The organism is Acidobacteriota bacterium, from assembly GCA_009861545.1.
GTDB lineage: Bacteria > Acidobacteriota > Vicinamibacteria > Vicinamibacterales > UBA8438 > WTFV01.
Genome location: VXME01000151.1, coordinates 37143 through 57035 on the forward strand (window position 1 = coordinate 37143; position 19893 = coordinate 57035).

At 69.7% G+C, this 19893-nt stretch carries 14 protein-coding genes; 4 read left to right on the plus strand and 10 right to left on the minus strand.

All coding sequences use genetic code 11. From position 1 onward, the window contains the following. Window positions 1-22 precede the first annotated feature (22 nt). Window positions 23-1474, plus strand: a complete 1452-nt coding sequence (locus F4X11_23575; protein MYN67968.1) for a proline--tRNA ligase — start codon at window positions 23-25, stop codon at window positions 1472-1474. A 6-nt stretch (window positions 1475-1480) separates the two neighbouring features. Here F4X11_23575 and F4X11_23580 read toward each other — a convergent pair whose 3' ends face one another. The 3 genes from F4X11_23580 to tatB all read right to left on the minus strand — a co-directional run bounded on the left by F4X11_23580 (window position 1481) and on the right by tatB (window position 4794). Then, a complete protein-coding gene (locus tag F4X11_23580) occupies window positions 1481-3139 on the minus strand; it encodes an OmpA family protein (GenBank protein MYN67969.1) in 1659 nt (552 codons plus the stop codon). Between the two features lie 227 nt (window positions 3140-3366). Further along, window positions 3367-4416, minus strand: a complete 1050-nt coding sequence (gene tatC / locus F4X11_23585; protein MYN67970.1) for a twin-arginine translocase subunit TatC — start codon at window positions 4414-4416, stop codon at window positions 3367-3369. A gap of 15 nt (window positions 4417-4431) precedes the next feature. Next, a complete protein-coding gene (gene tatB / locus F4X11_23590) occupies window positions 4432-4794 on the minus strand; it encodes a twin-arginine translocase subunit TatB (GenBank protein MYN67971.1) in 363 nt (120 codons plus the stop codon). A 141-nt stretch (window positions 4795-4935) separates the two neighbouring features. Here tatB and F4X11_23595 point away from each other — a divergent pair, with 141 nt between their 5' ends. The 3 genes from F4X11_23595 (at window position 4936) to F4X11_23605 (ending at window position 11800) form a co-directional block, all read left to right on the plus strand. Next, window positions 4936-6555: a S41 family peptidase gene (locus tag F4X11_23595; protein MYN67972.1), complete on the plus strand. Its 1620-nt coding sequence runs from the start codon at window positions 4936-4938 to the stop codon at window positions 6553-6555. A gap of 219 nt (window positions 6556-6774) precedes the next feature. Beyond that, entirely contained in the window at window positions 6775-10680 is a 3906-nt protein-coding gene (gene smc, locus F4X11_23600) for a chromosome segregation protein SMC (protein ID MYN67973.1), read from the plus strand. Between the two features lie 4 nt (window positions 10681-10684). Further along, window positions 10685-11800, plus strand: a complete 1116-nt coding sequence (locus F4X11_23605) for a M48 family metalloprotease (GenBank protein MYN67974.1) — start codon at window positions 10685-10687, stop codon at window positions 11798-11800. A gap of 19 nt (window positions 11801-11819) precedes the next feature. On the opposite strand, the gene pnp is transcribed toward F4X11_23605, so the two are convergent. The 7 genes from pnp to infB form a co-directional block, all read right to left on the minus strand. Then, window positions 11820-14030, minus strand: coding sequence for a polyribonucleotide nucleotidyltransferase (gene pnp / locus F4X11_23610; protein MYN67975.1), 2211 nt, complete (start codon window positions 14028-14030; stop codon window positions 11820-11822). 96 nt (window positions 14031-14126) lie between these two features. Next, entirely contained in the window at window positions 14127-14396 is a 270-nt protein-coding gene (rpsO, locus tag F4X11_23615; protein MYN67976.1) for a 30S ribosomal protein S15, read from the minus strand. Between the two features lie 54 nt (window positions 14397-14450). Beyond that, entirely contained in the window at window positions 14451-15500 is a 1050-nt protein-coding gene (gene truB / locus F4X11_23620; protein MYN67977.1) for a tRNA pseudouridine(55) synthase TruB, read from the minus strand. Continuing rightward, the gene (locus F4X11_23625; GenBank protein MYN67978.1) at window positions 15382-16374 is read right to left on the minus strand and encodes a bifunctional oligoribonuclease/PAP phosphatase NrnA; all 993 of its coding nucleotides are present in this window, start codon (window positions 16372-16374) and stop codon (window positions 15382-15384) included. Before F4X11_23625 ends, truB begins: the two co-directional genes overlap by 119 nt. After that, window positions 16364-16774, minus strand: coding sequence for a 30S ribosome-binding factor RbfA (rbfA, locus tag F4X11_23630; protein ID MYN67979.1), 411 nt, complete (start codon window positions 16772-16774; stop codon window positions 16364-16366). Before rbfA ends, F4X11_23625 begins: the two co-directional genes overlap by 11 nt. Before the next feature lie 20 nt (window positions 16775-16794). Beyond that, the gene (locus F4X11_23635; protein ID MYN67980.1) at window positions 16795-17079 is read right to left on the minus strand and encodes a DUF503 domain-containing protein; all 285 of its coding nucleotides are present in this window, start codon (window positions 17077-17079) and stop codon (window positions 16795-16797) included. Between the two features lie 33 nt (window positions 17080-17112). After that, the coding region (gene infB / locus F4X11_23640) for a translation initiation factor IF-2 (GenBank protein ID MYN67981.1) at window positions 17113-19893 on the minus strand (2781 nt) is incomplete at its 5' end.

The window sequence follows — 19893 nt, forward strand, 5'->3', positions numbered from 1 at the left end:
CGTGCGAACGAGGACGGAGCAGATGGCGCCCAAACAGCAGGCTTTCGTGACCGAGATCACCCCGCAGTCGGAGGACTTCTCGCGCTGGTACACCGACGTGATCCGCCGCGCCGAGCTGGCCGACTACTCGCCGGTGAAGGGGAGCATGGTGATCCGGCCGTACGGGTACGCCATCTGGGAGCTCATGCAGGCGGAGCTGGACCGGCGGTTCAAGGAAACCGGCCACGTCAACGCCTACTTTCCGTTGTTCATCCCGGAGAGCCTGCTCCGCAAGGAGGCGGCGCACGTGGAAGGCTTCGCGCCGGAAGTCGCCTGGGTCACCCGCGGCGGCGACGAGACCCTCGATGAGCCGCTCGTGGTCCGCCCGACGTCGGAGGCGATCATCGGCACGATGTACTCGAAGTGGGTGCAGTCGTGGCGCGACCTGCCGATCCTCATCAACCAGTGGGCCAACGTGGTGCGCTGGGAGAAGGTCACGCGGTTGTTCCTCCGCACCACCGAGTTTCTCTGGCAGGAGGGACATACCGCCCACGAGACCGAGGAAGAGGCGGAGACGGAGGCGCGGCGCATGCTGGGCGTCTACAAGGAGTTCCTGGAGACGGAGCTCGCCATCCCGGTGCTCGACGGGCGCAAGACCGAGAGCGAGAAGTTCGCCGGGGCCGCCCACACGTACTCGGTCGAGGCGCTGATGGGCGACGGGCGGGCCCTGCAGGCCGGGACTTCCCACCATCTCGGCCAGAACTTCGCGAAGGTGTTCGACATCACGTTCCAGGCCCGCGACAAGTCCGTGCAGTACGTCTGGCAGACGTCCTGGGGCATGACCACGCGTCTGATCGGCGGCGTCATCATGGTCCATGGCGACGACAGCGGCCTGATCCTGCCGCCCCGCATCGCCCCGCACCAGGTCGTCATCGTGCCCATCCCGCGGGGCGACTGGCGCGCCACGGTGCTTCCGCGGGCCCAGGACATCGCGGCGGCCCTGAGACGGGCCGGCGTCCGCGTCATGCTGGACGACCGGGAAGAATACAAGCCGGGCTGGAAGTTCGCCGAGTGGGAGATGCGCGGTGTGCCGTTGCGGCTGGAGATCGGTCCCCGGGATATCGAGCAGCAGCAGGTTCTTCTGGCGCGCCGCGACACCCGCGAGAAGCTCACGGCGCCGATGGATGGACTCGAGGGGCGTGTGAAGGACCTGCTCGACGCCGTGCAGACCGCGCTCTACGACCGCGCGTTGGCGTTTCGCGACAGCCACACCGTTCGGACGGCGTCGAGCGACGATTTCCGGCGCGCCTTCGAGGGACGGCCCGGATTCGTAGTCGCCCCGTGGTGCGGATCCGCCGAGTGCGAGGCGCGGATCAAGGCGGAAACGCAGGCCACCATCCGCAACCTGGCGTTCGACCTGCCCCCGGCGACCGGCGCCTGCGTGTTCTGCGACCAGCCGGGGCTGACCGACGCCTACTTCGCCAAGGCGTACTGAATCGGGCTACTGCATGCGCACGACGAGCGCGGCGCGGCGGTTCAGGCGGCGCGTCTCCTCGCGGCCGTTGTCGTGCGCCGGCCGCTCCTCGCCGTAGCTGATCGTCTGCAGGCGCGCGGCCGATACGCCGCGATCGGTCAGGTACTGCTGCACCGAAGAGGCCCGGCGGTCGCCGAGAGCGAGGTTGTACTCGTTGGTGCCGATGTTGCACGTGTGCCCTTCGATCTGAATCCCGAGATCCGGATCTTCCGCGAGCGCCGCGACGACCTCGTCGAGCACGCGCGCGGCGCCTGGACGCAGGCTGTAGCGGTCGAAGTCGAAGTGGATGTCCTCGAACACGAACTCGCGTCTCGGCGGCGGCGGGGGGGCATCGACGAGCACCGTGGCCGAGTCGGACGCCGAGCCGCCTCTGCCGTCGGTAACCGTCGCCGTGATCGGGACCGGGCCCTCCTGCGCCGGGGCCCGCCAGCGTGTCGTGGCCCGGTCGGTGGCGTCGGTGAAGTTGCCGGCGGGCGCGCTCCAGCGAAAAGCCAGGGGATCGCCGTCCGGGTCCGAGGCGTCCGCCCGCAGGCGGACCTCGTCCCCGAACTCCACCTCGCACGGGTCGCAGGAGACGGTGACGACCGGTGGACGGTTCGCTGACGGCGGCGGTGGCGGCGGCGGCGGTGGCGGCGGCGTGTAGACGCGGACGCCCGGGTGGTAGCTCACCCGCAGGAGGAATCCCAGCCGGTCGGCGACGGGCTTCATCTGACCGACTGCGGGGCGCCCGACGTGGCGCGCGGCCCAGCTCAGACCCGCCCCCGCGGACACGCCTCGGACCTGGAACTGCGCGCCGACGACGACGTCGATGGGGTTCCGTTCGGACGACGAGAGTCCGCTCAGGCTGCCGTCCGCTCCCACGAGGGGCTCGGTGAGCTTCGTTGCGCCGTCCAGGCCTTCCCGGCCGAGCACCTCGCCGAAAACCCGCAACGGTCCGTGAACCGGGACGCCCAGGCCGACTCCCCACCACAGACCGTGCGGCACGTCGATGCCGGACGGGTCGCCGCGCAGCACGACATCGGCGTTCGCACCGAACTCGGCGATGCCCAGGTTCTTGCTCAGGACGAGGCCGACGGCCCCGGCGGGCGCGCCGGCCGTCGTGCCGGCGTCCTCGTCGCCGGTCGCCAGTCGACCCCATCCGCGCACGGCGAACGCGACCGGGGATCGGGTCCGTTCCGTTGCCAGATTCACCTTCGCGCCGACGACGACGTCGCCCATGGCGTTGCCGCTGAAGTACCTCCTGGCGAACGGGAAGTCCGGCAGCACGCCGCCGACGGGCGGGTTGTCCGGTCGGAACAGCGGCCGTACGTCCCGGTCGATGCGCGTCAGGAAGGGGACCGATCCGAAGACCTCGACGCGGTCCCGGACACCGAACGCGAACGTCCCGGCCATCGACTGAATCGCCGTCAGGCCCTGTTGCCGGTTGAACGTGGAGAGGTGGCCGCTGGCGGCGACCCCGCCGTCGCGGACGACCTCGGCGGTCGGGACGAACCACAAGCCGGTATCGCCCAGCAACGTCACGCCGGCCGGCCGCGTGTCGTCGTCCTGCGCGGCTGCCGGACCCGCCCAGATCCCCACGATGGCGGCCAGCGCCAGGAGGCGGCGCCGTCGTTTCTTGTCTGACACCAGTGTCACCCTCGGATTGGAGTAGCTGTACCCAGTGTATCGGCCGTTGCGCGCCGGAAGTGCAGTGGATGCGCGACCCCGGGTTGCGGGCGGCCATGTTCCGGTCGCTACGCAGGTCGCGGCTAGGAGCTTGCGCCGCAGAACGCAGCGGAGCGAAGTGCTGCGGCGCAAGGTCATGGAGTGGGGGGATGGGCCGAAACGCCGAGCGAGCGAGGCGTTTCGGGGCGCTAGTCGGCCGTCCGTTTCTGGAACACCCACGCGATGCCGATGCTCAGGATGTAGAGCGCCAGCATCGGGCCGGCCATCACGGTCATCGTCACCGGATCGGGGGTCGGCGTCAGAATCGCCGCGACGACGAAGCAGAGCAGGAAGGCGTACTTGAAGTTGCGGATGAGGAAGCTCGACGAGGCGACGCCCATCCTGGCCAGAAAGAAGACGATGGTCGGCAGTTGAAAGATGACGCCGCAGGCAAGCACCAGGCGGACGTAGAGCGTGAACGCGGGCTGAATCCGCGGCGTGAACTCGAGGTACTCGGTCGCCGAGCCGAAGCTCCCGAAGAAGCCCCAGGCGACCCGGAAGAGGATGTAGTGACCGAAGAACGCGCCGCCGATGAAGAAGATCGAGGCGAGCGCGACGAACGGAATCGCGAACTTCTTCTCGTGCGCGTACAGACCCGGCGCGATGAAGAGCCACAACTGCGACATGATCACCGGCGTTCCGATGACGAGGCCCGCCAGCGCGGCCATCTTCAGTCGCAGAAAGAACGCCTCGGTGGCGTCGGTATAGATCAGGGTGCCGCCTTCCTCGAGGACATCGGTCAGCGGCTCCATGATGAAGTCGAAGATCGGGTCGATGAACCCGAAGCAGACCATGAAGCCGACAGCGAGCGCCGCGAACGAGAGCATGAGCCGCGTCCGCAGCTCGTCGAGGTGATCGAGGAAGGACATCTTGCCGCCGCCGCCGTCTTCGTCCTCCTCGGCGTCCTCTTCGTCGACGGGAGGACCGCCGGGGCCCGACGGACCGGCTGGAGCCGGCAGGGCCGCCGCCGGTTCCGGGGCCGGCGAGGATGCTGTCGGCGTCGCTGCTCCGCTCGCGGCTTCGGGCGGGGCCGATGCGGCCGGGGGAGCCGCCGCGGGATCTTCCGTCTGCGCCGGCGCTGCGACCGCCTCGGGCGGGGAATCCGCCGTGGATGCGCCTGAGGAATCGGTCTCGGGTGACGCCACCGCCGCGGCGGACGGATCGGCCTCGGGCACTGCCGGAACCGGAGGTTGTGCCATCTCGTTCGTCAAGCGTCAGGCGCCTGCGCCGGGCTCGGTAGGATGGGGCTCCGGTGTCGGCGTCGCGCCGGTCGCCGGCTCGGGCGAGGCTGCCGCCACGGAGGATCCGGATGGATCGGGTTCGGGCGCGTCCTGCGCCGCATCGGGGGGCGGCGCGGAGGCCGGAGCGGACTTGGCGGGCGCGGCCTTCGGCGTGCGGCGTTCCTCGATCCGGATTTCCTCGTCGAGCGTGTTGCGGAGCTCGTTCGACGCGCGCTTGAACTCGCCGAGGCTCTTGCCGAGGGACCGCCCGAGCTCCGGCAGCTTGCGTGGACCGAACACGATCAAGGCGATGACCAGGATGATGACCATTTCCCAGACGCCGATTGGACCGAACATGGCAATGCTCCTGGCAGTGATCTTCCGTAACCCGTTCTGAGCATTATAGAAACGGCGGCACCGGACGGTCAAGCGCCACGGCCTCGCGCGGATCGCTCGAAGTTGTTGCTGCACAGTAGCTTATCTGATAGCATCGGGCACATGCGAGCAGTGACATCTCTAGCGACCGGAGTCGGCGCCGTCGTCATGTCGGCCATCGTGGGCGGGTTGTTCGGCGGCCAGGTGCTTGCGCGCCAGGATTCGATGACCCGGCAATACGACGCGTTCGCGTCGGCGGTCGCCGCGATCGAGGACAACTACGTCGACGACGTGGATGTCGAGCAGCTCGTGTCGCGGGCAATCGGGGGCATGCTGCAGACCCTCGACCCGCATTCGAACTTCATGGACGCCCGGCAGTACGCCCGCCTGCGGGAACGCCAGGAGGGCCGCTACTACGGACTCGGGATCCAGATCAGCGTCATCGACGGCGGCATCACGGTCAACAGCATTTTCGAGGGGTCGCCCGCCTACCGGCGCGGGATCCGGCGCGGCGACGTCATCGCGCGAATCGAGGGCGAGAACGCCATCGGGATGAGCAGCGACGAGGCGGTGCGCCTGCTGCGCGGCCCGCGCGGCAGCGCGGTGGGCATCTCCGTGCGCCGCGACGGCTACGAGGAGTTGATCGACCTGCGCGTCGAGCGGGACGAGATCAGCATCGCCACCGTCGAGGCCGCGTTCCTGGTCGACGGGTCGACGGGCTACGTGCGCCTGCGCGACTTCTCGGAGACGAGCAACGACGAGTTGTCGCGGGCGTTGGCATCGCTGCGCGATGCGGGTGCCGCGCGGCTCCTGCTCGATTTGCGGGGCAACCCCGGCGGGCCGCTCGATCAGGCCATCAAGGTCTCGAATCAGTTCCTGTCGCGCGGCGACATGATCGTCTACACGCGGGGCCGCGTCGCCAACTCCGACCAGGACTACCATGCCCGCGACGCCGGAGACTACACGAACCAGCCGCTCATCGTGATGGTGAACCGCAACAGCGCCAGTGCGTCGGAGATCGTCGCGGGCGCGATTCAGGATCACGATCGCGGGTTGGTCGTCGGCGAGACCACGTTCGGCAAGGCGCTCGTCCAGTCCATCTATCGCGTGAGCCACGGCGCGGGGCTCGCGTTGACCACGGCCCGCTACTTCACGCCGAGCGGAAGGATGATCCAGCGGCCGTGGGATACCGCGTTCGACGAGTATCTGACCTATTCCCTCCGCGAGCCGGAGAGCCCGGTGCGCGCCCCCGCCGACCGCAAGTTCACCAACGCCGGCCGCGAGGTCTACAGCGGGGGCGGCGTCGAGCCGGACCACTTCTTCACGGGGCCGATAGAAGGTTTCGATCCGTCGCGCTTCGGGCGACTGCTGGCGGCCAGGCGGGAGTTCATCTCCTTCGCGCAACGATTCATCGCGGCGGGCGATACCCGGGTGACCGTCGAGGGGCGTGATCGGGAGATCGTCGACCGGGGGTTCGTCGTCGACGACGCGATGCTGGACCGGTTCAAGGCGCATGTCCAGGCGCGGGGGCTGACCGTCGACGAGGACGATTTCGCGGACGACGTGGACTTCATCCGCGCGATGATTCACTACGAGATCGACAAGGATCTGTTCGGCGAGATCGAAGCACGGCGAAACCTCTTCGGGCGTGACCCGCAGGCACAGCATGCATTGACGCTGTTCGACGAGGCGGTTGCGCTGCTGCGGCTGTCCTCGGCGCCGCGCGCCGTCGCCTCCAGATAGCCGCAGCCTGGGGCCGCGTCGGGACTTGCAGTCCCGTGCGACCGGTTGCTAGACTGTTGCGCAACGATTCAGGCGGCCGGTCGGCAGGCAGCCGACAAGTACGTTCCTGACCCGGCGTTGAGCGTTCCCAGCCGCTCGACAGGTGATGGTGGAGAGACCAATGAACCTGTTCGCGCGGCTGTTTTCGCGTACCCCTCCCCGCGAGATTCGGCGGTCCTGATGCGACTCCATCAGCTCGAAATCGCCGGATTCAAGAGCTTCGCGGAACGGGCCGCCCTGGCGTTCGACGATGGCGTGACCGCGATCGTCGGGCCCAACGGTTGCGGCAAGAGCAACGTCATAGACGCCATTACGTGGGTGTTGGGTGAGCAGAGCGCACGCAGCCTGCGGGGCGAGCGGATGGAGGACATCATCTTCAGCGGCAGTGACGCCCGGCGTCCGACCGCGGCTGCGGAGGTTCGCATTCAACTCTCCGAGGTGACGGCCGCCCTGGCGAACGGCGCCAACGGGCTGCCCGTCGCCGGCGCCCCGCTTCGGGCCTTGAACGGCAACGGCGCCGGGCGCGGCGGCAGGGGGCATGGCAACGGCAGGGCGCATCCGATGGGCGCGGGGCCGCCTCCGCCCGTGGCGGCCAGGCCGTCGCCGGCCGAGCGGGACCCGGCGCGCCTGCACGATGAGGACGACGATCCGGCCGAGCCTGCCATCAGCCGCGACGTCGAGGTGGCCCGGCGGCTGTACAGGTCGGGGGAGAGCGAGTATCTCATCGACGGGCGGGTCTGCCGGCTCCGCGACATTCAGGATCTCCTGATGGACTCGGGACTCGGCGTGAAGGCCTATGCGGTCATAGAGCAGGGGCGGATCGGACAGATCCTGGGCGCACGGCCCGCCGAGCGCCGGCAACTGCTCGAGGAGGCGGCGGGTGTCACCAAGTACAGGGCCCGGCGCCGTACGGCGGAGCTGAAGCTCGAGGCCGCGCAGCAGAACCTGACGCGCGTCGACGACATCGTCTTCGAGGTGGAGAAACAGCGCGGCGCACTCAAGCGACAGGCTGCCAAGGCACGCCGGTATCGCCGGCTGCGCGAAGAGCTGCGGCGGTGGCAGAGCGTGCACTTCGCGCGCCGGAGCCGCTTGCTCGAGAACGCCATCGAGACCGCCACCGAGCGGCTGGGCGAGGCGCGAGAAGCAGAACGGGGAGCGGCAGCCGCACTGGCGGCGCTGGAGAGCGGCCGGGAGCGCCTGCGCCTGGAGCTGGCCGAGACCGACGGCGCGGCGACGGCGCTTCGCGAGACGGCGCATGCTCGCGAAATCGAGGTCGAGCGGCATCAACAGCGGATCGAGTTCGGCAAGCGCCGCGCCGGGGAGCTTGCGAAGGCCGTCGAGCAGGGGGCCGCTACGCTGGGATCCCTCGAGGCGCGCTGCGGCCCTCTCGGAGAAGAGCTGGAGGCGCAGCGGACGGCGCACGGGCGATGCGTCGTCGATCGCGACACGACGCTCGAGCGGCTGCAGGACGCCGAACGGGCACTGGCGGAGGGTCAGCGGGCGATCGAGGGGCGGGAGGGAGACGTCGAAGCCGCTCGCAGCGAGATGTTCGCGGCAGTGAACGCGGCGACTGCGTTGCAGAACGTCATCGACAACGCCGCCTCGGTCCACCGTCGAATCGCCGAATCCCTGTCGAAGACCGATGCGGAAGCGGCCGATCTCGAGGCGGAGTCCGACCGTATCGGCGGGGCGCGGGCGACGGCGGAGGCGGCTCGCGGCCAGGGGCGTGAGAGGTTGGCGGCCGTGCATGCCGCGCGGGCCGAGCGGAAGGCGGAGCTCGCATCCGCCCGCGTTGCGATCGAGTCCCGTGCGAGCGATCTGCGGGCTCGCGAGCAGCAGGTGGCGGTGGCGCGCGCGCGCGTCGAGTCGCTCGAGGAGATCGAGGCCGGGCGCACCGCGTACGGCGAAGCCGCGCGAGAGATCCTCGCCGCCGGCAGCGAGGTCGCCCATCATGGATCGGTGGCCGACCATCTCGAGGTCGAGCGGGCGGACGAGACGGCGGTCGAGTCCTGTCTGGCGGACGTTCTGCAGGACGTGGTCGTGCCGTCGCGCAGGGACGCGCTCGCCGGTGCGGCGCTTGCCGCCGCGCGCGACATGGGGCGTTGCGGCTTCCTCGTCACCGACGACGCGCAGGCGGCCAGCGCCGCCGACCCTCCGCATCCCGCGCTCCGGGGACTGACGGACGTCGTGCGCGTGAACGGCGCCGGCGAGGCTGCGGTGCGGCGGTTGCTGCAGCAGCGGTGGGTCGCGCCGTCCATCGAAGTGGCGGCGGCCGCGGCAGGCGCGACGGAGGACCCGATCGCGACGCCGGAGGGCGTCGTCCTGCGGGGAGCGGGCCGCCTCGCCGGTGGCGGCCGCCGGGGCGCTTCGGGACTGCTCGGTCCGAAGCGGGAGATCAAGGAGTTGCGCGAACGGATCGGCCGCGAGGCTGAGGCGGTCGAGCGGCTCGGCGGCGAGATCGAGGCGCACGAGGCCGGCGCGGTGCGGATCGAACACGCCCTCGGCGCGCTGCAGGACGACGCGCACACGCTGGAGAAGCAGCTCGTCGGCCTCGACATGCAATTGACGCGGCTCGACGACGAGCGGACGCGGGTTGCGGACAGGCAACGCGTGGTCGAGATCGAACGCGGGCAGTTGACGGAGGAACGAGGCGCTCTCGAGGCGCGGGAGGCGGAGGCGCGCGAGGCGATAGAACGGCTGGAGGCGGACCAGAGATCGGCCGACGAGTGTTTCATGGAGGCCGAGCGCCGCCTGCACCACGCCCGGGAGGCGGTCGAGTCCCTGGGGCAGGACGCCGCCAACTGCAGAGCGCGGCATGCGACCATGTCCGAGCGCGCCGCGGCGCTTGCATCGGACGTGCGGCGGCTCGATGACCAGGCCAACGAGCTGCGCGAGAGGATCGCGCGGTGCAAAGCCGACAACGAGCGCGCCGGCGCCGACAGAGGCGGCATTCTGGAGGAGGTGGCCCGCTGCGAACGGAAGCTCGACACCGACGTCGAGCAGTTCGATGCGCTCCGGCGGGAGATCGTGCAGGTCGACGAGCAGGTTGCGGCGTTGCGGCAGCGGATCGCGGCCCACGACGAGCAGGTCCGGGTTGGCCGGCAGACGCTCGAGGGCGCCCGCGCCGAGGTTGGCCGGCAGGAGGTGTCTCTGGCCACGGCCGACGCCGATCTGGCGCACCTGACCGAGTCGTGCGCGGCGTCGTTGCAGGCCAGTCTGCAGGACGTCCGGCGGGAGGTGGACGCACTCGAAGCGGATGGCCCGCTCGAGCCCGACCGTGCGCTCCTCGGCGCGCGGGCGCCTGCGGCCGATGCATCCGATGATGACCCGCCCGTCGCGACGGTGGCCGGGGCGCAAGCGCGTTTCGCCGATGACGATGCCGTCGGTGCGGACGACGCGAGCGGAGCGGACGGCGGCGGAGGGCCGGCCGAGGCACGACCGGTCGACGCGGATAGGATGGTCGACCTCCTGCGCGCGAAGGTCGAACGGCTCGGCGCAGTCAACATGATGGCCATCGACCAGTTCGACGAGCTGGAGGAGCGGCACGCGTTCCTTACCGCCCAGCGGAAGGATCTGCTCGATTCGATTGCGACGACGGGAGATGCCATCAAGCGGATCGATGCAACGACCCGCACGCGTTTTCGGGAGGCGTTCACGGCCGTCAACGCACATTTTCAGTTGACGTTCGAGACGCTGTTCGGGGGTGGGCGCGCCGAGCTGGTGTTGCTCGACGAATCGGACGTGCTGGAGAGCGGCATCGACATTGCCGCGCAGCCGCCGGGGAAGCGGCTCCAGAGCATTCAACTGCTCTCCGGCGGCGAGAAGGCGCTGACGGCGATGGCGTTGATGTTCGCCATCTTCAAGTATCGGCCGAGCCCCTTCTGTCTTCTGGACGAGATCGACGCGCCGCTGGACGACGCCAACATCGGGCGTTTCGTGGACATGCTGCGAGGACTTCAGGATCGGACGCAGTTCGTCCTGGTCACGCACAACCGCAAGACGATGGAGATCGCGGACCGCCTCTACGGCATCACGATGGAGGAGCCGGGCGTGTCGAAGCTGATCTCCGTCAACATGGCGCAGTAGTCGGGTGAACGAAGGCAAGGCGGCTCGCTTCCACCGGCTGAGGCGCCGGAGCCGGCGCCTCGCGTTCGTCGCGAGGGCCGGTGTCCTACTCGCCGCGGTCGGTTGGGGATACCCGGCGGACTTCGTCTCCGCCGCCCTGTCGGTGGCCGTGCTGCCCGACGCGGTTCGGGTTGTGCTGGGGGCCGGTCTGTTCACGGCCGCGCTCTTTCTGGCCAGCGAGTTGCTGGCGCTGCCCTTCGTGTTCCACGCGGACTTTCTGCTGGAACGGCGGTTCGGCCTCTCGCGGCAATCGTTCGGCGGTTGGCTGCTCGGGCAGGGGCAGGTGACCGCGATGCGGATGGCCGGGTGGGCCGCCGGTGCGGTTGCCGTCTATGCGGCCATCGGGATCTCGCCGGACATGTGGTGGCGGCTGGCGGGAGCGGGCTGGCTGGTGGCGGGAGCGGCGCAGGCGAGCCTCGCCTCGGCCATGCTGGCGCGGCGCACGCGGCCGCTGGAGCGACCAGCGCTACGGGCTCGACTCGAGGCGCTGACGCGGCGGGTCGGAGCGCCGAGCATCGCCATTCACGAATGGCGCGTCGGGCCGACGAGCGATGCGGCGAACGCGGCGGTCGTCGGTATCGGTCCCTCCCGGCGCATCCTGGTCTCGGACACGTTGCTCGATGACTATAGCGATGAGGAGATCGAGGTGATCATCGCGCACGAGATCGGCCACCACGTGCACTGGGACATGTGGCAGGCAATCTTCAGCGCCGCCGCGGTGGCGCTGGCGGCGTTCTGGACCGCCGATACGGTGCTGAGCGCGGCACCGCTGTCACTGCTCGGCGTCGAGGGCCTGTGGGACGTCGGCAGCGTGCCGCTGCTGGCGCTCGTGTACGGGGCGGTCTCGATCGCCGCGGCCCCGATGGTCAACCTGCTGTCGCGCTGGCAAGAGCGCAGAGCCGACCGCTACGCGTTGCGCGTGACGGGCAATCTCGAGGCGTTCGTATCCGGACTCCGCCGGGTGAGCGCGCAGTATCTCGCAGAGGAACGCCCCCCGCGGCTCGTCGAGTGGTTCTTCCATTCCCACCCCTCGCTGGCCGCCCGGATGGCGGGAGCCCGCGCCGCCGCTTCGAAGAGCTAGGAGTCTGTGCCGCCAGGGTCTACCGTCGCGCGGGCTCGCGGTTCCCGCCGCGCTGGCGCGGGGGGCGAGACGATCCGCCGCCCGGTGCGCCGCCGCGGCGGTCCGGGCGGCGCGGCTGGCCGTCGCCCTTGTCGCCGTTGTCGGACGACCCGCCCGGCAGCAGGGCCTTGCGACTCAACCGGACCTTGCCGGAGGGGTCGACGTTGATGACCTTCACCAGCACCTGGTCGCCTTCGGTCAGCTCGTTGCGCACCTCGTTCACGCGGTAGTGTGCGATCTCGGAGACGTGCAGGAGTCCGTCGATGCCGGGCAGAATCTCCACGAACGCCCCGAAGTCGGTGATGCGCTGCACCTTGCCGAGGTAGGTCTTGTTCAGCTCGGGGCTCGCAGTCAGCTCCTCGATGATGGCGATGGCCTTCTGCGCCGACTCTTCGTCCGTCGACGCCACATTGACCCGGCCATCGTCCTCGACGTCGATCTTGACGCCGGTGCGGTCGATGATGCTGCGGATGGTCTTTCCGCCGGGTCCGATCACGTCGCGAATCTTGTCGACCGGAATCTGAATCGTCACGATGCGCGGGGCGTGCGTGGAGATGGATTCGCGCGGCGTCGAGATCGTGACACCCATCTTCTCCAGAATGTGGAGTCTGCCGGCCCGCGCCTGGTCGAGTGCTTCGCGCATGATCTCCGTCGTAATCCCGGAGACCTTGATGTCCATCTGCAGCGCGGTGATCCCCTCGCTGGTACCGGCGACCTTGAAGTCCATGTCGCCGTAGTGATCCTCGGCGCCCGCGATGTCGGAGAGTATGGCGTGCCGGCCGCTCGCCTCGTCGAGGATCAGTCCCATCGCGATTCCGGCCACGGGACGCTTCATGGGCACGCCTGCGTCCATCAGCGCGAGGGCGCCGCCGCAGACGCTGGCCATGGACGACGAGCCGTTGGATTCGAGGATGTCCGAGACGACGCGCAGCGTGTAAGGGAACTCCTCCTCGCTCGGAATCATCGGCGCCAGGCTGCGCTCCGCGAGGTGGCCGTGTCCGATCTCCCGCCGCCCCGGCCCGCGCAGGAACTTCACCTCGCCGACCGAGAAGGGCGGAAAGTTGTAGTGCAGCATGAAGCGCTTGTAGGTCTCCCCGTCGACCAGCTCGATCTTCTGCTGGTCGTCGGCCGTGCCGAGCGTAGCGGAGACGAGCGCCTGGGTCTCGCCGCGCGTGAACACCGCAGACCCGTGGGCGCGGGGCAGCACGCCGATGTCCGAGGAGATGTCGCGGACCTGATCGAACGCCCGACCGTCGAGACGGCGGCCCGCATCGAGAACCTCGTCGCGCAGGACCTTCTCTTTCAAGTCCTTGAACACCACCTTGGCGTCCGCGCGGCGATCCGGATCGTCGTCGGGAATGGACGCGAGCAGGTCGTCGAGCGCCCGATCGACCTGGGCGTAGCTCTCGAGCTTGTCCTTGACGCGCATCGCGTCGGCGAGCGGGGCGAGCGCCTGCGCCTCGATTTCCTGGCGGACGGCCGCATCCACGTCCTTGGCGGCGACGTCCGTCTTCGGCTTTCCGACGGCCGCGGCCATCGTCTCGATCGCGTCGATGATGTCTCGAATGGCCGCGTGGCCCGCCTCGAGCGCGCCGAGCATGACGTCCTCGCGCACCTCCCGGGCTCCCGCTTCGACCATTACGATCGCGGCGCGGCTGCCGGCGACGATGAGATCGAGGTCGCTCTGCTTGCGTTCCGGATACGTCGGGTTGATCACGAACGCCCCGTCGAGCAGGCCGACACGGACCGCGGCGATGGGGTGTGCGACGGGAATGGACGATATGGCGAGGGCGGCCGACGCGCCGGTCAGGGCGAGCACGTCGGAATCGTTCTCGGGATCGGCGGACAGGAGCAGCGCGATTATCTGTGTCTCCCGCGTCCATCCGTCGGGAAACAACGGCCGGAAGGGCCGGTCGATGAGCCGGCTCGTCAGAACCTCCTTCTCGGTCGGTTTGCCTTCCCGCTTGAAGAAACCGCCGGGGATCCGGCCCGAGGCGTAGGCGTACTCCCGGTAGTCGACCGTGAGCGGCAGGAAGTCGATGCCCTCGCGCGCGGTCGCAGCGGCGCAGGCCGTGACGATGACGAAGGTGTCGCCGTAGCGCACGGTGACGGCGCCGTCCGCCTGTTTGGCCAGCTTGCCGGTCTCGATCGTGAGGGTGGATCGGCCGACTTCAACCTGGGCCGTGTGCATGGGGATGGGCTCCAGTTCTCGGGACGACTCATGGTCCCGGCGCGTTGCGCGGAGAGGCGGGCAGCGGTCTCGTCGGGACCGGTCGTTGTCTCGCGCCTACTTGCGGATGCCGAGCCGCTTGATCAGGTCCGCGTATCGCTCGGTATCCTTGCCTTTGAGGTAGTCGAGGAGGCGACGACGCCGACCGACGAGTTGCAGCAGGCCACGACGTGAGTGGTGATCCTTGGCGTGGGTCTTGAAGTGCTCCGTCAGGTAGGTGATGCGTTCGCTGAGAATCGCGATCTGTACCTGCGGGGAGCCGGTATCGCTGTCGTGCAGCCGATACGAGCCAATCAGTTCAGACTTCCGCTCCTTGGCCAGCGCCACGTGCAACTACCTCTCTACTCTTGCTTTACTCGCCACTACGTTCAACACGCGATCCTACACTAGAACGATTGTCGGGTGCAAAAGCCGGGCCGCGCCCACTTTCGCGATAGCGATCAACATACCCTCACCGTCGTAGAGCTTCGCCGTCGCCGCTGCGGAGGAGACCGCGCGTGAGGCCCAGTCCGCGCTCGACGAGACGACGTCGGCAGCGGTCAGATCGTTGCCGTGCCGCGCCCGCCGTGCGCCGTGCTCGGTCAGCACCAGTCGCGGGAGCTCCGGCAGCAGCTCCGCGAGCGGCACCATCCGGTCCGCGACGGCGGGACCGCGGGACTCGATCTCTTCGATCGAGACCGCGCCGCGCAGATCGAACGCCCCGTTGCGGTGCCGCCGCAGCGTTTCCAGGCAGCCTCCGCAACCGAGCGCCGCGCCGAGGTCGTGGGCGAACGCGCGCATGTAGAAGCCCGGGTCGCACGTGACGCGGCACCGTACCCGCGTGCCGTCGACCCGCAGCACCGCAGCGGCGTGCACGGTCACCTCGACCGGATCGGGCGCGACCGGCTGGTTCCTCCGGGCAAGCTTGTAGGCCCGAACGCCGCGGATCTTCTTGGCCGAGAACGGCGGGGGGCGCTGCGGCCGGGTGCCCACGAAAGCCGCCATCGCCCGTTCGATGGCCGCCGGGTCCGGGGCGTTCACGAGGCCGGTTCCCATCCTGTCCCGCGCGTCCGCGGTGATCGTGCCGGTGGCGTCGTAGGTGTCGGTAGAGACGCCGAGCAGGATGCATCCCTCATAGGTCTTGCGTCCCGCCGAGAGGAGAGAGGCAAGGCGCGTCGCCCTTCCTACGACGAGTGGCAGCACGCCGGTGGCCAGCGGGTCCAGCGTGCCTATGTGACCGACCCGTTTGACCCCGAGCGACCGGCGGGCGTGCGCCACGACGTCGTGCGACGTCAGGCCGGAGGGCTTGTCGACGACCAGAACCCCATCCATCTCAGGACCCGGGTGCGGCCGCCACGTGCGTTCCGGATTCCGTGACGGCCGCCGCGGTGCGCGCCAGCAGCCGTGACTCGACGTCCGGCCCGGGCACGTCCAGGGTGCAGCCGGCGGCATTGCGATGACCGCCGCCGCCGAATGCCGCGGCGACCGCACGGACGTCGACGAGTCCCTTCGATCGCAGGCTGACCCGAGCAACTCCGTCGAGCGCCCGGAACATGATCACGGCTTCGACGTCCCGGGCCGCCAGCGGCAGGTTGATGACGCCCTCCATGTCGTCGGGCGGGCAGCCGGTCTCGCGGAGCAACGCCTCGTCGATGCGCAGGACGGCGATGCGGCCGTCCGCCTCGAGGCGCATCTCGTTCAGCAACCGGCCCGTCAGGCGCAGCTTGCCGAGCGAGCTGTTCTGGTAGATCGCGGCCGCCAGGGCCGCGGCGTCGACGCCGCAGGCGGCCGCGTTCCGGCAGGTCTCGAACGTGCGGGCGGTGATGTTCGCATGCCGGAACGAGCCGGTGTCCGTCAGGATGCCGGCGTACAGCGCGGCCCCGATGTCCGGCGTCAACGCGACGCCCAACGCGGCGATCAGGTCATGCACCATTTCCGCGCAAGCCGCGGCGGTCGGGTCGAACCAGTTGAGCGCGCCGTACATCGCGTTACCGGCGTGGTGATCGATGTTGACGACGGGCTGGCGGTCGAGTCCGACGACCTCCGTGCGCTCCAGGGTTCCGCACTCGAGCACGACCGCGGCGTCGAAGCGTCCGTTCACGGCCGCGGCCACCTCGATCCCGTCCGCACCCGGGAGCGTTCTCAGGTAGGCGGGCGGCGCGTCATGGTTGACGATCCGGGCCGTCTTGCCGAGTGCCCGCAGCGCATGGGCCAGCGCCAACTGCGAGCCGATGGAATCGCCGTCCGGCCGGACGTGCGAGGCGAGCACGAAACGCTCGCCGTCGAGTAGCGCGGCGGTGATGCGTGCAAGCGGGTCAGACGTCATCTCTGTCTTCCGAATCGATGGCCGGGTCGTCGTCCGCGCTCCCGCCGGTCTCCCGGCGCTCCCGCTCGATGTCGTCGAAGATGCGTGCGATGCGGTCCTGCCGCTCGGTGGAATCGTCGTACAGGAATCTGATCTCCGGCACCTGCCGAAGCTGCAGCCGTTGTCCGATTTCGCGGCGCAGGTATGCACGCGCCCGGCGCAGGCCGCGGGCCGCGGTCCGCCGGTCGCTGCCGCCGAGCAGCGTGTAGTAGACGCGGGCGAGCTGGAGGTCCGCTGTCATTCGGACGTCGGTGACGGTTACGCCGAGCACACCGGGATCGCGAACGTTGCGTGCCAGCAGCGTCGAGATCTCCGTTCGGACGCGTTCGGCTACGCGCCGGGTGCGTGTTCCCTGGGTCATGTGGTGTCCGGCGGTGTGCGTCAACTCAGCCACTGCAGGTCGGTCGCCAGAACGAGGCCGGGATCGCGCCGTTCGATCTCTGCGAGGACGCCCTCGAGGACGCGATCCACGTGGTCCCGGTGGGACGCCACCGCCGCGACGCCGAGGCGGGCTCGCTGGTGGACATCCAGGTGGTCGATCTCCGCCACCGAGACGTTGAGCTTCCGGACCCGGTCCTTGACGCTCGCGAGGATGCGGCGCTTGTCCTTCAGCGAGCGCGCACCGGGAAAGTGGAGATCGACTGTCAGCAACCCGACGGCAGGCATCGGTCCGGCGGCGACCGGCGGAGTCGCCCCTCGTCAGACGGTGGCGACGACCTTCTCCACGGTGAACGACTCGACCACGTCGCCGATCTTCAGGTCGGCGAACCGCTCGAAAGCCAGACCGCACTCCATTCCGCCCCGCACCTCGTTGACGTCGTCCTTGAAGCGCCGCAGGGATCCGATGCGTCCCTCGTGGACCACCACGCCGTCCCTCACGATCCGGGCCTGGGCGTCGCCGGCGCGCGTGATGATCCCCTCGGTGACCATGCAGCCTGCCGCGGTGCCGAACTTCGGAATCTTGAACGTCTGCCGAATCTCGGCGGCGCCCAGCTTGACCTCCTTCGTGGTCGGATCGAGCAGTCCGGCCAAGGCCTTCTTGAGCTCGTCGGTCACGTCGTAGATCACCGAATGGAGGCGGATGTCGACGCCCTCGCGTTCGGCGACGCCGGTGGCGTTGCGATCGGGGCGCACGTTGAATCCGACGATGATCGCGTTCGAGGTCGAGGCGAGCAGCACGTCCCATTCGCTGATGGCGCCGACGCCGGTATGGATGATGCGCGTCTTGACGCGCTCGTCGCCCAGCTTGCCGAGCGAGTCGGCCAGCACTTCGGCGGAGCCCTGCACGTCCGCCTTGATGATGATCGGCAGCTCCTTGGCCTCGCCCTCCGTCAACTGCTGCTGGAGAGACTCGAGCGTCAGCCGCTGGCCGCGGCCGCCGAGCGCCTTCTCCTTGGCCTGGTTCTGCCGCAGCACGGCGATCTGGCGCGCCTTGGCGGCGTCCGTCACGGCCTGGAAGGCATCGCCGGGCTGCGGCAGCCCGGTCAGGCCGAGCACCTCCACCGGGCTGGACGGACCCACTTCGTCGGTCTTCTGCAACCGGTCGTCCAGCAGCGCGCGCACGCGCCCGACCACGACGCCGGCTATGAAGTTGTCGCCGACGCGCAGCGTGCCGTCCTGCACCAGGATCGTGGCGACCGGACCGCGTCCGCGGTCCACCTTGGCCTCGAGAACGGTGCCGGTCGCGGCCCGTTTCGGGTTCGCTTTCTGCTCCTCGAGCTCGGTCACCAGGAGGATCATCTCCAGGAGCCCGTCGAGGTTGTCCCGCTTCTTCGCGGAGAGCGGCACGGTCACCGTCGACCCGCCCCAGTCCTCGGGGGTGAGCCCGCGCTCGGCCAACTCCTTCTTGACGCGATCCAGGTTGGCGTCGGCCTTGTCGATCTTGTTGATGGCGACGATGATCGGGACCTTGGCCGCCTGTGCGTGGTCGATCGCTTCCTGCGTCTGCGGCATCACGCCGTCGTCGGCGGCCACGACCAGGATGACGATGTCGGTCACCTGCGCGCCGCGCGCGCGCATCAAGGTGAACGCCTCGTGGCCCGGCGTGTCGAGGAAGACGATCCGGCGGCCGGTCACCTCCACTGCGTACGCGCCGATGTGCTGCGTGATGCCGCCGGCCTCGCCCTCGGCGACCTTCGTCTCGCGGATGGCGTCGAGCAGGGTCGTTTTTCCGTGGTCGACGTGGCCCATGACCGTGACGACCGGGGCACGGACGATCAGATCGTCGGGCCTGGTCTCCTCGGCCTCGATGACCACCATCTCTTCCTCGAACGTGCGCATCTTCACGTCCGCCCCGAACTCCCGGGCGATGGTCGTCGCCGTCTCGGAGTCGAGCGTGGTGTTGATGGTCATCATCACGCGCCGCTCTATCAGCTTCTTCAGCACGTCCTTCGGCTTGACCTCGAGGCGCTCCGCCAGATCCTTGACGGTCATGCCCTCGGCCAACGTGATGGTTCGTGTCACCGGGGGCGGCGGCGCCGGCGTGGCCGGCGTCTGCGTACGCGTTCGCCGGTACTGCGCGCGGCGTCCGCCCGGCCTGTGGTGCGGTCTCGGCGGTGGGCGGTAGCCGACCGCCGGCCGCGGCGGCAGCGGCCGCGGCGCCGCCGGCGGGCGCACGGGCTGGGACGGCAGCGGCCGTGGTCCTCCGAGCGGTGGCCTCGCGGCCGGGCCGGTCACTCCTGTGGCGACCTGCGGCGTGACCGGCCGCACCGGCGGTCTCGGCGGCGCCGGCGGCGTTGCCGCGCGCGGCTTGACCGGCTTGGGTTCCTCGATGCGCAGGCGCAGTCGCGGCGGCACGACCCGCCCCGTGGGACGCAATGCGAGTCCCGACCCGGGACGCTTCGCCGGGCTGGGGACGGTGGGCTGCGCGGGTGCAGCCGCCCGCGGGGGCGCCGGGGGAGACGTCGCTGCCGGCGCCGGCGGCGTGGGAGTTGCAATCTTCGGGGCCGCAAGGGGCTTCGCCTCGGCGGCGGCTCGGGTCGTTTCCTCGGTCTGCTGTAGCGGCATGCCTTCCACTTCGATACGGGGCGGCTCGACCCTTGCCCGCGGCGGTTCCTCGATGGGCGCCGGGGCCGGATCGACGCTTGCGCGCGGGGTCTCCTCGACCCTCGTGGGCGGGGTCTCCTCGACCTTCGTGGGGGGAGTCTCCTCGACCTTCGTGGAGGGAGCCTCCTCGACCCTGATGCGCGGAGATTCCTCGATCCTGATGCGCGGGGGCTCCTGCAACTTCTCGCGGGGCGGCTCGATCTCCATGCGCGGAGCGCCCTCGGCCGCCTGCGGGGCCGCTTCTACCGTTGCCGGAGGCGCTCCGGCCTCTGTGCGGGCCGCTTCCTCGATCGGAACGGGCGTCGGCTCGGCGACTTCACCGGCTGGCGCGGGCGGCTCCTCCACGCGAATACGGGGCGTCTCGACCCGGAGCCGGGGTGCCCCCTCGACCCGCAGCCGAGGCGTCGCGGGGAGCGTCCGCGGTGGGGCCGGGGG